The 15,042-nt window shown below is 74.3% G+C and carries 10 protein-coding genes; all 10 read right to left on the bottom strand.

Annotated features, from left to right (window positions below; genetic code table 11):
- On the bottom strand, window positions 1–3,032 hold a 3,032-nt coding region (locus AR3_RS26905), incomplete at its 3' end, for an Rne/Rng family ribonuclease (protein ID WP_390099561.1).
- A gap of 355 nt (window positions 3,033–3,387) precedes the next feature.
- The gene (locus AR3_RS26900) at window positions 3,388–4,215 is read right to left on the bottom strand and encodes a TIGR03936 family radical SAM-associated protein (protein WP_067918124.1); all 828 of its coding nucleotides are present in this window, start codon (window positions 4,213–4,215) and stop codon (window positions 3,388–3,390) included.
- 284 nt (window positions 4,216–4,499) lie between these two features.
- Window positions 4,500–6,422: a TIGR03960 family B12-binding radical SAM protein gene (locus AR3_RS26895; protein ID WP_067918121.1), complete on the bottom strand. Its 1,923-nt coding sequence runs from the start codon at window positions 6,420–6,422 to the stop codon at window positions 4,500–4,502.
- A gap of 89 nt (window positions 6,423–6,511) precedes the next feature.
- Entirely contained in the window at window positions 6,512–7,717 is a 1,206-nt protein-coding gene (gene rodA, locus AR3_RS26890) for a rod shape-determining protein RodA (protein WP_067918120.1), read from the bottom strand.
- A complete protein-coding gene (gene mrdA / locus AR3_RS26885; protein ID WP_106258844.1) occupies window positions 7,714–9,984 on the bottom strand; it encodes a penicillin-binding protein 2 in 2,271 nt (756 codons plus the stop codon). Before mrdA ends, rodA begins: the two co-directional genes overlap by 4 nt.
- Window positions 9,981–10,595: a rod shape-determining protein MreD gene (gene mreD / locus AR3_RS26880; RefSeq protein WP_227023212.1), complete on the bottom strand. Its 615-nt coding sequence runs from the start codon at window positions 10,593–10,595 to the stop codon at window positions 9,981–9,983. The genes mrdA and mreD overlap by 4 nt, the downstream gene beginning before the upstream one ends.
- Window position 10,596: 1 nt before the next feature.
- The gene (mreC, locus tag AR3_RS26875) at window positions 10,597–11,685 is read right to left on the bottom strand and encodes a rod shape-determining protein MreC (protein ID WP_083952091.1); all 1,089 of its coding nucleotides are present in this window, start codon (window positions 11,683–11,685) and stop codon (window positions 10,597–10,599) included.
- 75 nt (window positions 11,686–11,760) lie between these two features.
- Complete coding sequence (locus AR3_RS26870; RefSeq protein ID WP_067918119.1) at window positions 11,761–12,795, bottom strand: rod shape-determining protein; 1,035 nt, start codon at window positions 12,793–12,795, stop codon at window positions 11,761–11,763.
- A 208-nt stretch (window positions 12,796–13,003) separates the two neighbouring features.
- Entirely contained in the window at window positions 13,004–13,432 is a 429-nt protein-coding gene (gene ndk, locus AR3_RS26865; protein WP_083952090.1) for a nucleoside-diphosphate kinase, read from the bottom strand.
- 200 nt (window positions 13,433–13,632) lie between these two features.
- The coding region (locus tag AR3_RS26860) for a hypothetical protein (protein ID WP_217998790.1) at window positions 13,633–15,042 on the bottom strand (1,410 nt) is incomplete at its 5' end.

Genomic DNA, 15,042 nt, shown 5'->3' with positions numbered 1-15,042 from the left:
GCGCCCGGGACGGCCTCGGCCGTCCGCGCCGCCGCCTCGGCGGCGTCCCCCTGGCCGGACGCGGTCGCGGAGGCGGCGTCGCCCTCGGCTCCGGACGCGGCCTCGGAGACGGCCGCGGTCTCGGTCCCCTCCTCGGCCTTGGCCGCCGCGCTCTTGCCGCCGCGGCCGGACCGGCGCTTCTTGGCCGGCTGCCGCTCGCCGGCCTCGCCGCCGGCCGCGGCCTCCGCCGCCTGCGGCCCGTCCGGCTTGGCGGCATCCGCCGTCGCGGCGTCCGGCTTGGCGGCATCCGCCGTGGCGGCGTCCGGCTTGGCAGTGTCGGAGGCGGCGGCATCGGACGCGGCGGCATCGGACGCGGCGGCGTCCGCCTTCGCGGCCTCGGCCTTCGCGGCCTCCGCCTTGGCCGCCTCGTGCTGCGCCAGCTTCTCCTCGACGGCCCTCTCGACGTCGCCCTTGCGCTTGCGGCGGCGGCCGCCGGACGCCTTGTCCGGCTTGGGCTCCACCGGCGTGAGCTGGACGTGGATGCCGCGGCCGTTGCAGCACTCGCAGGTCTCCGAGAACGCCTCCAGCAGGCCCTGGCCGACCCGCTTGCGCGTCATCTGCACCAGCCCCAGCGAGGTGACCTCGGCGACCTGGTGCTTGGTACGGTCCCGCGACAGGCACTCCACCAGGCGGCGCAGCACCAGCTCGCGGTTGCTCTCCAGCACCATGTCGATGAAGTCGATCACCACGATGCCGCCGATGTCGCGCAGCCGCAGCTGGCGCACGATCTCCTCGGCCGCCTCCAGGTTGTTGCGGGTGACCGTCTCCTCCAGGTTGCCGCCCTGGCCGGTGAACTTGCCGGTGTTGACGTCGATCACGGTCATCGCCTCGGTGCGGTCGATGACCAGCGAGCCGCCGCTGGGCAGCCACACCTTGCGGTCCAGCGCCTTGGCGATCTGCTCGTCGATGCGGAACACCGACATCACGTCGGCGGGGCCGGTCCACCGCTCCAGCCGGTCGGCCAGGTGCGGCGCGACGTACCGCACGTACTCCGAGACGGTCTCCCACGCCTCGTCGCCGGACACCACCAGCTTGCTGAAGTCCTCGTTGAAGATGTCGCGGACCACCCGGATGGTCAGGTCCGGCTCCCCGTACAGCAGGGACGGCGCGGTGGCCGTCTTGACCTGCTTCTGGATGTTCTCCCACTGGGCGGCCAGGCGCGACACGTCCCGGGACAGCTCCTCCTCGGTGGCGCCCTCGGCGGCGGTCCGGACGATCACCCCGGCGTTGTCCGGCATGATCTTCTTGAGGATCTGCTTGAGGCGGCTGCGCTCCTTGTCGGGCAGCTTGCGGCTGATGCCGGTCATCGAGCCGTCCGGCACGTACACCAGGTAGCGGCCGGGCAGCGAGATCTGGCTGGTCAGCCGGGCGCCCTTGTGCCCCACCGGGTCCTTGGTGACCTGCACCAGCACCGACTGGCCGGACTTGAGCGCCGACTCGATGCGGCGCGGCTGGCCCTCCAGGCCCGCCACGTCCCAGTTCACCTCGCCGGCGTACAGCACCGCGTTGCGGCCCTTGCCGATGTCGACGAACGCCGCCTCCATCGACGGCAGCACGTTCTGCACCTTGCCGAGGTACACGTTGCCCACGTACGACTGGTGCGTGGCGCGGTTGACGTAGTGCTCGACGAGGACGTTGTCCTCGAGGATCGCGATCTGGGTGCGCTCGCCCTCCTGGCGGATCACCATGACCCGCTCCACCGACTCGCGGCGGGCCAGGAACTCCGCCTCGGTGATCACCGGCGGGCGGCGGCGGCCCTGCTCGCGGCCCTCCCGGCGGCGCTGCTTCTTGGCCTCCAGCCGGGTCGAGCCGCGCACCGCCTGCACCTCGTCCTCGACGGCCGGGCGGGCGTCGGCGGCGGGCCGCGAGTCGCGGACGTGGACGACCGTGTTGGGCGGGTCGTCGGGCGCCGGGACGGGCTCCTCCCCGCTCCCGGAGCGGCGACGGCGGCGGCGACGGCGGCGGCTGCTGCTGCTGCCGGTGCCCGTGGTCCCCGTCGCGGCCGTCGTCCCGGCCGTGCCGTTCGCTCCGTTCTCGGCGCCGTCCTCGGCCTTGCGCGCCTCGTCCTGCTCCTCGGCGGCGGGCTTGGCGTCCTTGGCCTCGCCGTCCTTCGGCTGCTGGTCGGCGGCCTCGGCCTCGCCCTCGGCGGACGCCTCCTCCTCGGCGGCCTCCTTGCCGCGGCCGCGGCCGCGCCCGCCCCGGCGGCGGCGCCGCCGCGTGGGACGGTCGGTCGCGTCCTCCTCGTCGTCGCGGTCGACCGCCTCCTCGTCGCGGACGGCGTCGACGTCGCCCGCCGTCTCGTCGGACGCGGGGGCGACGGGGACCGGCTGCGGCGGCTGGAACACCACCATGGGCGGCTGGAAGGTCACCGTGGGGATCGCCGTCGAGGTGACGGGCTCGGCCCCGGCGCCCTCCCCGGGCGCGGCCGGCACCGCGGGGACGGGCGGGATCATCGGCACCGCCGTGGCGGGCGCGGCCGGCCGGGTCTCGGCCTGGGGCCGCGTCTCGGGCTCGCCTCCGGACTCGGGTTCGGTCTCCTCCTCGGCGGCGGCCTCCGGCTCCCGCTCGGGCTCGGGCCGCGGCGCGGCGGCCGCGGTACGGCGGCGCGTCCGGCGCGGAGCGGGCTCGTCGTCGGCGTCGGCGGTCGCGGCGCGCGACCGCGCGGCCCTCGCGTGGGACGCGGCCTTCTCCTCGGTCTTCTCCTCGGTCTTCTCCTCGGCCGGCTCCTCGGCCGGCTCCTCGGCCGGCTCCTCGGCGGCCGCATCGGTCGGCGCCTCGGCGGAAGGCTCGGCGGGCGGTTCCGTCGCGGATGCGGCCGGTGCGTCGGCGGAGGGCTCTGCGGGCGCCTCCTCGGCGGCCGCCGTCTCGGCAGGCGGCTCGGCAGGCGGCTCGGCGGGCGTCTCCGTGGGCGTCTCAGCGGCCTCGGCGGCGGGCGAGGGCTCCTCCCCGTCGCGTGTCGCGGTGCCGGACGGCTTGGGCGACACGGTGATCACGGCAGGGGCGTCGTCCTCGGGGGGCGGGCCGGCGGGGCGGCTGGCGGCCCGGCGTCGCGGGCGCCGCGGGGCGCCGGCGGCGGGGTCCGGGGATGCGGTCGTGCTATCTGCGCCTCCGGCCGTGGCCGGATCGGCTTCGTTTTCCAACATGCGGGCAACTCCCGTCAGGCTCCCGGGCGCGACCCCGCGCTCCGCCTCCTGGGCGGTGCGCTCCGGTGCGCCGCACGGGAGCTCTCTCCGTCAGTCCATCGGCGTCGTCGCCTCCGGACCGCGATCCGGCGGCGGCGACGAAGTCGTCGGGGGCGCGCCCGCCGTCCCCTGCGAACCGGTTCCGTGGTGCGGCACGGCTTCGGTCCTACGAGCGGGCGCTGACGGCATCCGCGCTCGCGGGCTCCGCGCTCTGCGAGCGCGCAGGGCCATGGGCCGTCACGGCTTCGTCGCCGGACGGGGCCACGGTCTCCCGGTCGGGATCCAGCGGATCCGCGAGCTCACCGGTGCGTGCGTCCAGCGGGCCCTGCGCCAGCCTGGTCACCAACGGCGGTGACGGCGGCGCGAGGTCGGCGACCTGGTGCAGTCCGGCGAGGATGTCGTCGGGTCGTACGGCGGGTGTGGTATGCCGAACAACCATTCGAAGTATCGCACAAGGGGCATCCGCCGCCGCCGAGGCGCGCCGGTCCAGCTCGCAGGCGGACACGGCGGCGCGCACGTCGAACAGGCGCCGTCCCTTCTTGGTGAGGCGCTCCACCTCGATCCGGTCGGCGGCGACGAAGGCGTCGACGGCCTTCGCGGCGGCCTCGGCGTCGACGCCGTCCAGCCGCACCTGCCACAGCGACGCCTCCAGCCGGTCGGCCAGCGCGGCGGGCTTGGCGGCCTGCGCCTCCCCCGTGTGGGCCTGCGGCCGGGCCTCCACGACGTCGAGGACGTCCAAGCCGACGGGCAGGGCGGCGTCCAGATCGCTGCGGACCCGCGCAGGGTCGCGGGTCTCGGTCAGCCCGAGTTCGAGGTATTCGGCCTCACTGGCCACCCCGGTCGCCGCCGCACCCGCGTACGAGATCTTCGGGTGCGGGGTGAATCCCGCGCTGAACGCGACAGGGATCCCGGCGCGCCGCACGGCGCGTTCCACGGCCCGGGAGATGTCGCGGTGGCTGGTGAACCGCATCCTGCCGCGCTTGGCGTACCGCACGCGCAGACGCTGGACCACGGGGGCCGGCGCGGGACCCTCCGGCTGGGGTGCCAGGGCTCCAGTCCTTCCTACTCGCTTCGAGTCGAAAACGTCTACCTATAGAGTACGGGCCCCTGGCCCCCTCTTTCGCCCGCGCCGGCCGCCGACATCCGCCTACCGGCCCTCCGGGCGGCCTGACCGCTGCCTTCCCGCGCCGTCTCAGCGCCGGAGCCCGGCGGTTCGCGCCCGGACGCCGCGTCCCGGCGGGGCCGGACGGCGCCCGGGCGCGCACGCCCCGCGGCCCGTCAGACGACGGTGAGCGGGAGGAGCTTGCGGCCGGTGGGACCGATCTGGATCTCGGTGCCCATGGTGGGGCAGACGCCGCAGTCGTAGCAGGGAGTCCAGCGGCAGTCCTCGACCTCGGTCTCGTCGAGGGCGTCCTGCCAGTCCTGCCACAGCCACTCGCGGTCCAGGCCCGCGTCGAGGTGGTCCCAGGGCAGCACCTCGACCTCGTCGCGTTCGCGGGTGGTGTACCAGTCGATGTCGACCGGCTCGTCCGCCAGGGCCTTCTCGGCGCAGGCCACCCAGCGGTCGTAGGAGAAGTGCTCGCTCCACCCGTCGAAGCGGCCGCCGTCCTCCCAGACCGCGCGGATGACCTTGCCGACCCGGCGGTCGCCGCGCGACAGCAGGCCCTCGATGATCGACGGCTTGCCCTCGTGGTAGCGCAGGCCGATCGCCCGGCCGTACTCCTTGTCCTTGCGCAGCGTTTCGCGCAGGGCGTGCAGGCGCCGGTCGACCGTCTCGTGGTCGCACTGCGCGGCCCACTGGAACGGGGTGTGCGGCTTGGGCACGAACGCGCCGATCGAGACGGTGCAGCGGATGTCGCGGCGGCCGGTGGCCTCCCGGCCCGCCTGGATCACCCGGCGGGCCATGTCGGCGATGGCCAGGACGTCCTCGTCCTCCTCGGTCGGCAGCCCGCACATGAAGTACAGCTTGACCTGCCGCCAGCCGTTCTCGTACGCGGTGGTCACCGTGCGGATGAGGTCCTCCTCGGTGACCATCTTGTTGATCACCTTGCGCATCCGCTCCGAGCCGCCCTCGGGCGCGAACGTCAGACCGGTCCGCCGGCCGTTGCGCGACAGCTCGTTGGCGAGCGTGACGTTGAACGCGTCCACGCGGGTCGACGGCAGCGACAGCGAGGTGTTGGTGCCCTCGTACCGGTCGGCCAGCCCCTTGGTGATCTCGCCGATCTCGCTGTGGTCGGCGCTGGACAGGCTGAGCAGCCCCACCTCGGAGAACCCGCTCTCCTCCAGGCCGGTCCGCACCATCTCGCCGATGGTGGTGATCGACCGCTCGCGCACCGGGCGGGTGATCATGCCGGCCTGGCAGAACCGGCAGCCGCGGGTGCAGCCGCGGAAGATCTCCACGCTGTAGCGCTCGTGCACGGTCTCGGCGAGCGGCACCAGCGGCTTGCGCGGGTACGGCCACTCGTCCAGGTCCATGACGGTGTGCTTGGCGATCCGCCACGGCACGCCCGGCCGGTTGGGCGCCACCCGCTGGATCCGGCCGTCCGGCAGGTAGGTGACGTCGTAGAACTTCGGCACGTACACGCCGCCGGACGACGCCAGCCGCAGCAGCAGCTCGTCGCGGCCGCCGGGACGGCCCTCGGCCTTCCACTCCCGGACCACCTCGGTGATCGCCAGGACGACCTCCTCGCCGTCGCCGAGCACGGCCGCGTCGAGGAAGTCGGCGATCGGCTCGGGGTTGAACGCGGCGTGCCCGCCCGCGATCACGATCGGGTGCTCGTCGCCGCGCTCGGCCGCCTCCAGCGGAATGCCCGCCAGGTCCAGCGCGGTCAGCAGGTTGGTGTAGCCGAGCTCGGTCGGGAAGCTCACGCCCAGCAGGTCGAACGCGGCGACCGGGCGGTGCGCGTCCACGGTGAACTGGGGGACGCCGTGCTCGCGCATCAGCTTCTCCAGGTCCGGCCACACCGAGTAGGTGCGCTCGGCGAGCACGCCCTCCTGCTCGTTGAGCAGCTCGTAGAGGATCTGCACGCCCTGGTTGGGCAGCCCCACCTCGTAGGCGTCCGGGTACATCAGCGCCCAGCGCACCTCGGCCTCGTCCCAGTCCTTGACCTGCGAGTTCAGCTCGCCGCCCACGTACTGAATCGGCTTCTGCACGCGCGGGAGCAGCGGCTCCAGACGCGGGAAGATCGACTCGACCGGCATGACGGTGCCCCTCCGATGACGCGGACGCGGGATCAGGCTTGTGTTCGCAGGTTTTTCAGCCTACCGGCCCGTGACGCGGCGCCGGTCCGCTAATCGAAGGGGTTGCGTCTCAGGTGGACGGCCTGCAGCAGCCCCAGAGCGATCATGTTGGCGAACGTGGCCGAGCCGCCGTAGGACACGAACGGCAGCGGCAGGCCGGTGATCGGCATGATGCCCAGCGTCATGCCGATGTTCTCGAACGACTGGAACGCCAGCCAGCACACCACCCCGCTGGCCACCAGCGTGCCGAACAGGTCGGCGGCCTGGGTGGCGATGCGCAGGGCCCGCCACAGCACCACGCCGAGCAGCACGACGATCGCGCCCGCCCCGATGAAGCCGAGCTCCTCGCCGGCCACGGTGAAGATGAAGTCGGTCTGCTGCTCGGGGACGAAGTGGCCGCCGGTCTGCTCGCCGTGGAACAGGCCCTTGCCGAACACGCCGCCCGACCCCACGGCGATCTTGGCCTGCTGGGCGTTGTACCCCGCGCCGCGCGGGTCGTGCGAGGGGTCCAGGAAGGCGGTGAACCGGGCGACCTGGTACGGCTTGAGCAGCCCGAAGAAGAACACCAGGAACGCGGCCAGCACCCCGCCGCCGACCAGCCCGGCCAGCCAGCGCTTGCGCACCCCGGAGATCGCCAGCATGCCCAGCACCACCGCGCCGAACACCAGCGTCGTGCCCAGGTCGGGCTGGCCCATGACCAACGCCGCGGGCAGCCCCGCCAGTCCCAGCGCCCACAGGATGTCCTTGTGGCCGGGGCCGACCTCGCCGTCGCGCGGCTCGCCGAGCAGCATCGCCAGCAGCACCACCAGGCCCACCTTGGCGAACTCCGACGGCTGCACCTGGAACCCGCCGCCGAGCACGATCCACGAGTGCGACCCGTTGATTGTCTCGCCCAGCGGGGACAGCACCGCGACCAGGCCGACGCAGGACAGCACGTACAGGATCGGCGCGTACGCGCGCAGCAGCCGGTAGTCCAGCAGCGCCACCACGCCGCCCAGCACGAACCCGATCATCAGGTTGAACAGGTGCCGGTGGAAGAAGCTCTCGGGATCCTTGCCCTGCTCGGTCAGCAGCGGCACCGTGGCCGACCGCACCAGCAGCGCGCCGAGCACCGACAGCGCCACCACGGCCAGCACCAGCATCCAGTCGAGGCGGCGCAGGCCCGCGAGGCGGCGCCGCCACACGGTGCGGTCGCCGTACCCCTCGACCGTGCCCAGGCCCGCCCCGGCGCCGCCCGAGCCCAATCCGCCGATCATCGCGCCGTCCTCGGCGACGCGCCGGTCGCCTCGGTCCGCGGCGCGGTGCTCGGCGGCAGCTCCGGCCCGTCGGTCAGCACGGTGTTGGGCGCGCCGTCCGGCGACGCCTCGGGCGACCCGTCGGGCGCCGCGTCGAGCGACGCCTCCGGGGACGCGGTCGGGGCGGCGCTCGGCTGCGCGTCGGAGCCCGCGCCGATCACGCCCGACCCCACGGGGGGCTTGGGCAGCTCCTTGGGCAGCTCGCCGTCCTCCAGCGCGGGCTTGGCGCCCTTCTTCAGCCCGTAGATCGCCTCGTAGATCTCCCGGACGGCGGGCGCGGCGGCCGAGGCGCCCGTGCCGCCCTGCGAGATCATCGCCACCACCGCGAACCGGGGCTTGTCCACCGGGGCGAAGGAGGCGAACCAGGAGGTGTCGTGCTTGCCGTAGACCTCCGCGGTGCCGGTCTTGCCCGCCACGTGCACCTTCTTGAGGTCGAAGCCGCTGAAGGCCCCGGCCGCGGTGCCCTCCTTGGTGACGTCGGCCAGCGCCTTGCGCATGTACTCCAGCACCTTGCGGTCGACGTCGAGCTTCTTGGACGGCGGCGTGGGGATGCGGCGGACGACCGAGCCGTCCGAGCGGACCACGGCCACGCCCAGGTGCGGCGTGACGAGCCGTCCGCCGTTGGCGACCGCGGCGTACGCGCGGGCCAGCTGCAGCGGCGTCACCAGCACGTCGCCCTGTCCGACGGAGAAGTTCGCGGCGTCGCCGGCCCGCCACACGTAGCCCTCGGCGCAGTTCTCCGCGGCGATCGCCTTCAGGTACGCGGCGCGCCCGGGATCGGTGCGCTCCAGGTTCGGGTAGCCCTGCTTGGCGGCCTTGCAGGAGGCCTCACGGGTGGCCTCCCAGTAGCGGCGCTTCCACCCCCGGTCGGGGATGCGCCCGGTGCTCTCGCCGGGCAGGTCGATGCCGGTGCGGCTGCCGAACCCCCACTTGCGCGCCATGGCGACCATCGGGTCCTTGGGGTGGGCGCGCGGCTTCATGCCGCCGTCGCGCAGCCACTGCTCGTAGGCGAACTTGTAGAAGATCGTGTCGCAGGACACCACCAGCGCCCTGTGCAGGTTCATGTCGCCGTGCCCCTGCCCCTCGAAGTTGCGGAAGGCGCGGCTGCCCACGTTGTACGAGCCCGGGCACGGATAGATGCCGTTGAGGGGGTAGCCGTCGGCCACCGCCGCGGCCAACGAGGAGATCTTGAACGTGGAGCCGGGCGCGAACTGGCCCTGGGTGGCGCGGGAGATCAGCGGCTCGCCCCGCTTCTTGCCGAGCAGCGCGTCGTACTCCTCCTGGGAGATGCCGCCGGTCCACACGGACGGGTCGTAGGTGGGCAGGCTCGCCAGCGCCACCACCTTGCCGGTCTGCACGTCCAGCACCACGGCGGCGGCCGCGTCGGCCGGGTGGCCCTGCGAGCGGGCGCTCTTCATCGCGTTGCGCAGCGCCCGCTCGGCCGCGCCCTGCACCTTGGCGTCGATGCTGGTGACCAGGTGCCCGCCGGGCTCGGCGGGCCGCTCGAACGCGGTGCCGGTGACCCGGCCCTGGCTGTCCACCAGCACCCGCCGCACGCCCGGACGGCCGCGCAGGTCGGCGTCGTAGGCGGCCTCCAGGCCGTCCCGGCCGACCAGGTCGACCCCGCTGTAGCCGGTGACCTTGATGCCCTTGCGCTTGTCCAGCTCCTCCTGGGTGATCGGCTGCAGGTAGCCGAGGGCCTGCGCGGCGTTGGCGCCCTCCGGCTCGGGGTACTCGCGGACGGCCTGGAACTGCGCCGTCACGCCGGGGAACTCCTCCTGCCGCTCCATGATCTGCAGCGCCCGCTTGGGGTCGACGCGGTCGTCCACCGGGATCGGCTGGAACGGCGAGCCCGGCCAGCAGGGGCGCCGGATGCCGGGCGCGCACAGCCGGATCCGCTTCTGCAGCTCGTCGTAGGTGATGCCGAGCACCCCGGCGAGCCGCTTGAGCACCGCCTCGCCCCGGTCCTTCTGCCGCATCAGCGTCGTGCGGTCCACCGACACCACCAGCGCGGTCCGGTTGCGCACCAGCGGGCGGCCCTTGTCGTCCAGGATCATGCCGCGGATGGCGGGCACCACGATGTCGCGGGTGCGGTTCTGCGCGGCGACCTGCCGGTAGCGCTCCCCGTCGAGCACCTGCATCGTCCACAGGCGGCCCATCAGCACCAGCAGCATGGCCGCCACCAGGACGTACAGGACCATCAGCCGGAAGTGCGTGCGCGTGTTCACAGCCCGCCGCCCCGCCCCGACATCGCGCGGTAGCGGGCGGCGGCGGGCACCGCGAACCGGTCGCGGCCGCGGTCGGGCCGCTCGTAGCGGCGGGTCACCCGCAGCACCGCCCACACGACGAACGGACTCGCCAGCACGTCATAGAACACCTGCAGCGGCACGATCCGCGCCGCCACCTCCCACGCGGCGCGCGGGTCGGCCAGCAGCATGCCGGTCAGCGCGTACAGCACCGTCCCGGCCAGCGCGCCGACGGCCACGGCCATGAACGGCACGAACGTCTGCCGGTCCAGCTCGGCGGCGGCCATCCCGCACACGTATCCGATCAGGCAGTACACCAGGGCGTACCGGCCGAGGGTGTGGTCGGCGGGCGGGATGATGTCGGCGGCGAGCCCGGCGCAGAACCCGGCGACCACTCCGGTGAGCGAGCCGTTGACGAGCGCCAGCGCCACCACCGCCAGCAGCACCAGATCCGGCGTCACGTCGCCGGGCAGCGGCAGCCGGTTGGCCACCGACACCTGAAGGATCAGCGCGACGGCGATGACCAGGGCGGCGATGACGCCCCGTCCGGTCGTCGACGGCTCGGACTGGCCGGGCATGGGTGCGCGCACCACGTCACCCCTCCGAGGTGGTCGTGGCGGACGGGTCCACCCCGGGCCGGCGCGACGGCTCCTCGCCGCCGCGCCGGCCCGGGGTGCTCTCGGCGTCCGTCGGGTCGGCTCCCGGCGAGGCGAGCGGGGTCGGCGTCCCGCCGGGGGTCCCGCCGCGCGTCGCGAACGGCGTCGCGGTGGACGTGGACGTGGGGGTGGGCGTCGGCGTGGGCTTCGGCTTGGGCGGCAGCACCGCGTCGCGCGGGTCGGTCTTGGGCGGCGCGACCACCACCGCGACCACGTCCAGGCTGCTGAACCGCACGAACGGACGCACATAGGCGGTGCGGGTCAGGCCGCCCTCGGGCTTGTCGATGCGTTCGACCGTCCCGATCGGCACGCCCGGCACGTAGGGGCGTTCGCCCTGCGAGCCGAGGGTCACCAGCCGCTGCCCGGGGCGCAGCGGGGCGTTGGCGTTGAGCATCTGGAACTTCAGCGGCGCGTCGTCGCCCGCGCTGAGGCCGCGGCGGCCCCGCCCCTGGACGATCCCGATCTCGCGGCTGTCCTCCAGGCGGGCGCCGACCGAGGAGGTCACGTCGGTGGCCAGCAGCACCGTGGAGGTGGCCGGACCGACCCGGGTGACCCGTCCGACCAGGCCGTCGGCGCTCATCACCGTCATGTCGCGGCGCACGCCGTCGCGGCTGCCGACGTCGATGGTGACGGTCTCCTCGAAGCCCTGCCCGGCCGAGATCACCTGCGCCGCCACGATCTTGTAGCCGCCGATGCCCGCGGAGCCGAGCAGCCGGTGCAGCTGCTCGTACCGGGAGGCGTCGAGGCGGCCGGCGCGCAGCTGCTCGCGCAGCCGCTGGTTCTCGCGCTCCAGCCGGTCGGCGCGGCGGCGCTCCCCGGGCGCGTCGGTGATCGCGTCGACGGTGTTGCCGACCGGCCGCACCACCGACGCCGAGGCCCGCTCCACCGGGCCGAACACCGCCGCGCCCAGCGCGCGCAGGCCCGCCAGCGGGGAACGCTGCCCGCCGCGGTAGTCCACTGTGATCATGGTCAGCGCGACCGCCAGCAGCACGCCGAGGACCCAACGGGTCCGCCGGGTGTCCTTCACCCACCGACCTCCCGTTTCCGTCTCGCGGGGGGTGTGGGGGGCGTCGTCCCCCCACACGGAACTCGCGCGCCCCGCTCAGTGACGCGGTTCGGGGACCAGCACCTGGCGCAGCGACTCGAAGTCCTCCACGCACTTGCCGGTGCCCAGCACCACCGAGTCGAGCGGGTTGTCCACCAGATGGATGGGCATCCCGGTCTCCTCGCGCAGCCGCTCGTCGAGGTGCTTGAGCAGGGCGCCGCCGCCGGTGAGGGCGATGCCGCGGTCCATGATGTCGCCCGACAGCTCGGGCGGGCACTTGTCGAGGGTGGTCTTGACCGCGTCGACGATGGCGTTGACCGGCTCCTCGATGGCGCGCCGCACCTCCTCCGCGGAGATCACCACGGTCTTGGGCAGGCCGCTGACCAGGTCGCGTCCGCGGATCTCGGCGTGCGGCTCGTCCTCGCCGCCCGGGTGCGCCGACCCGATCGCCATCTTGATCTCCTCGGCGGTGCGCTCGCCGAGCATCAGCGAGTACTCCTTCTTGGAGAAGGAGATGATCGCCTGGTCCAGCTCGTCGCCGCCGACCCGGACCGACTGGCTGGTCACGATGCCGCCCAGCGAGATGATGGCGACCTCGGTGGTGCCGCCGCCGATGTCGACCACCATGTTGCCGGTCGGCTCGTACACCGGCAGGCCCGCGCCGATCGCGGCGGCCATCGGCTCCTCGATGATGTAGACCCGCCGGGCGCCGGCCTGGTAGCCGGCCTCCTTGACGGCGCGCTGCTCCACCCCGGTGATGCCGCTCGGCACCGCCACCACGATGCGGGGCTTGGCGAAGTGCCGGCGCTTGTGCACCTTCTGGATGAAGTAGCGCAGCATCCGCTCGGTGACGTCGAAGTCGGCGATCACGCCGTCCTTGAGCGGACGCACCGCGACGATGTTGCCCGGGGTGCGGCCGATCATCCGTTTCGCCTCGATGCCCACCGCCACGATCTTGCCGGTATTGGTGTTGATGGCGACCACGGACGGTTCGTTCAGGACGATGCCGCGCCCGCGCACGTATACCAGAGTGTTGGCGGTCCCAAGGTCGACCGCCATGTCACGGCCGAGAAACGACAGCTTGTTACCCATGAAGAAAGGGAGCCCTTCGATAGTCGGCGGGCGTCTAGAGCGGCGTCCCTATCGTAACGCGACGAAGCGGGGCCAGGCAGGCACCCCAGCGCCGCGAGTCGATCAAAAAACCGGCGTCGAGCAGGCAGTTATCGTTAAAGCGAACGCGGGCCGGGTGATCCCCGGCCCGCGCGTGTCGGCGTGGCCCCGACGACCCCGTCCGGGGCGTTCAGCCCAGGTCGGGGAAGAACAGCTTGATCTCCCGCTCGGCCGACTCGGGCGAGTCGGAGCCGTGCACGATGTTCTCGCCGATCTCCAGGGCGAAGTCGCCGCGGATGGTGCCGGGCGCGGCCTTCACCGGGTCGGTCGCGCCGGCCAGCGCGCGGAACGCCTCGACCGCGCGCGGCCCCTCGACCACCATCGCCACCAGCGGCCCGCCGGTGATGAAGTCCACCAGCTCGCCGAAGAACGGCTTGGCGGCGTGCTCCTGGTAGTGCGCCTCGGCCGTCTCCCGCGGCAGCGTGCGCAGGTCCATCGCCACGATCTTCAGGCCCTTGCGCTCGATGCGCGAGATGACCTCGCCGATGACTCCGCGGCGGACGCCGTCGGGCTTGACCAGGACAAGAGTGCGCTCGGACACGAGTGGTTCACTCCTCATGCATGCGGATTGGGGTGGGGACGCCGTGTCGCGGGCGTCCTCGCGAAGGGGGGCCGGGCCTCACGGGCCTGCACACCACTGCTTCGCGCGAAGCTTACCGGTCCCCGCCCTCTGGAACCGTCGCGGTCCCGTCCCCGGGCGGACGCGCGTCGCCCCGCACACCGCGCAGGGGGACGCCGCTCTCCCCGAGGTCCTGACCGTCACACTCGCCTCGTCGCTCCGGACGAGGCCCGCCGGCTGACGGCGGCCAGGGCGACGGTGAGGACCCCGGCGGCGACCAGCCAGGCGCGGTATCCGGCGGTCAGCGCCTGCAGCTGCTGCGCCGCCGATTGCGGATGCGTCCGCTGCCAGTGGCCCGCCTGCAGCGACAGCGCGATGAGCTGCCCGCTGAGCAGTGCGGGCGGGCACAGCGCCAGCCCGTACAGCGCGGCTCCGGCGGTCGCCTCGCGCATGGACGCGGCCAGCGCCGTGCCCAGTCCCGCGCCCAGCGGGACCAGGCACGCCGTGAGCGTCCAGCGGTCCCCGGTGCCGTTCGCGGCCAGGGTGAGCAGGACGGCGATGACCACCAGCCCGAAGCCGCCGAGGACCGCCCCCTGGGCGCCCTCCCGCGACAGGCGGACGGTGCACAGCGCCCCCGCCACGGCGGCGCAGGCGGCCGCCGCGAACGGCAGCGCCGACGGGACGGCGCCCTCCCCCGCGGCGCGCTGCGCCAGCCCGGACAGCGGACCGGTCACCGGGTACGCCAGCAGGCCCACGGCGACCATGACGACCGCGCAGCCCAGCGGGCTGCCGACGATGGCGTCGCGGCTGCCGACGACAGCCAGGCCGACCAGCGTCGCGACCGCGGCGCCCGCGACGACCAGCTGCCCGCCGGGCGACCACCCGTGAGCGGCCACCAGGGCGAGGAAGCCGAGGCCGGCCGCCGGGACCGCGGGGAGCAGCAGCTGCCCCCGCTCGGCGGTCCGCGCGGCGGGCAGTCCGCCCGCCGGGGCGGCGCCCCCCACGAGCAGGAAGAGCAGCGCGGCCCCCAGCGCCAGCGCCGCCGCCTGCGGGTACGGGGCGAACGCCGTCCGCCATTCGACGGCGCCGGTGGCGGGGTCGGGACGCGGCGCGGCGCGCAGCGCCGCGGGCAGGGCGGCCAGGAGCACCGCCGCGAGCGTCCCCGCCCACAGCGCGACCGGCAGGGCGCGGCGGCGCTCCAGCACCAGGACGAGCGTGGCGGGCAGCGTGACGCCGGCGCCGACGCCCTGCGCCGCGCGGGCCGCCGCGACGGACGGGACCGAGTCCGCGTACCGGCTCGCGACCAGCCCGCCCAGCAGGCAGAGCAGCCCGGCCAGCAGCACGGCGCGCGCGGGCAGGCGGCGGACGGCCACGGCGGCCGCCGGCACGGCGACCAGCAGCGCGGGCAGCGTGGCGCCGACGGCGCGCACCAGCCCGACGGTGCCGGCGTCGTCCAGGCCCAGCTCGTCGCGGGCGGCGTCGAGCACGCCCTGGCCGGCGTCGGGCAGCGTGAGCGCCGCGGCGGGCAGCGCGGTCACGGTCACCGCCATCACGGCCGCCGTCCGCAGGCCGGACCGCGCGCGGCGGCCGCGGCGGCCCGCAGGCGCAGG

Source organism: Actinomadura rubrobrunea NBRC 15275, assembly GCF_001552235.1.
Lineage (GTDB): Bacteria > Actinomycetota > Actinomycetes > Streptosporangiales > Streptosporangiaceae > Spirillospora > Spirillospora viridilutea.
The sequence above is the reverse complement of the archived record's forward strand: the minus strand, read 5'-3'. Positions and strand labels throughout refer to the sequence as shown.

Coding starts and splice junctions, on each gene's coding strand:
- AR3_RS26895 (WP_067918121.1), bottom strand. CDS start 6,422: ATGCCGGTCGAGTCGATCTTCCCGCGTCTGGAGCCGCTGCTCCCGCGC.
- rodA (WP_067918120.1), bottom strand. CDS start 7,717: ATGATCGGCGGATTGGGCTCGGGCGGCGCCGGGGCGGGCCTGGGCACG.
- AR3_RS26870 (WP_067918119.1), bottom strand. CDS start 12,795: ATGGGTAACAAGCTGTCGTTTCTCGGCCGTGACATGGCGGTCGACCTT.
- ndk (WP_083952090.1), bottom strand. CDS start 13,432: ATGAGGAGTGAACCACTCGTGTCCGAGCGCACTCTTGTCCTGGTCAAG.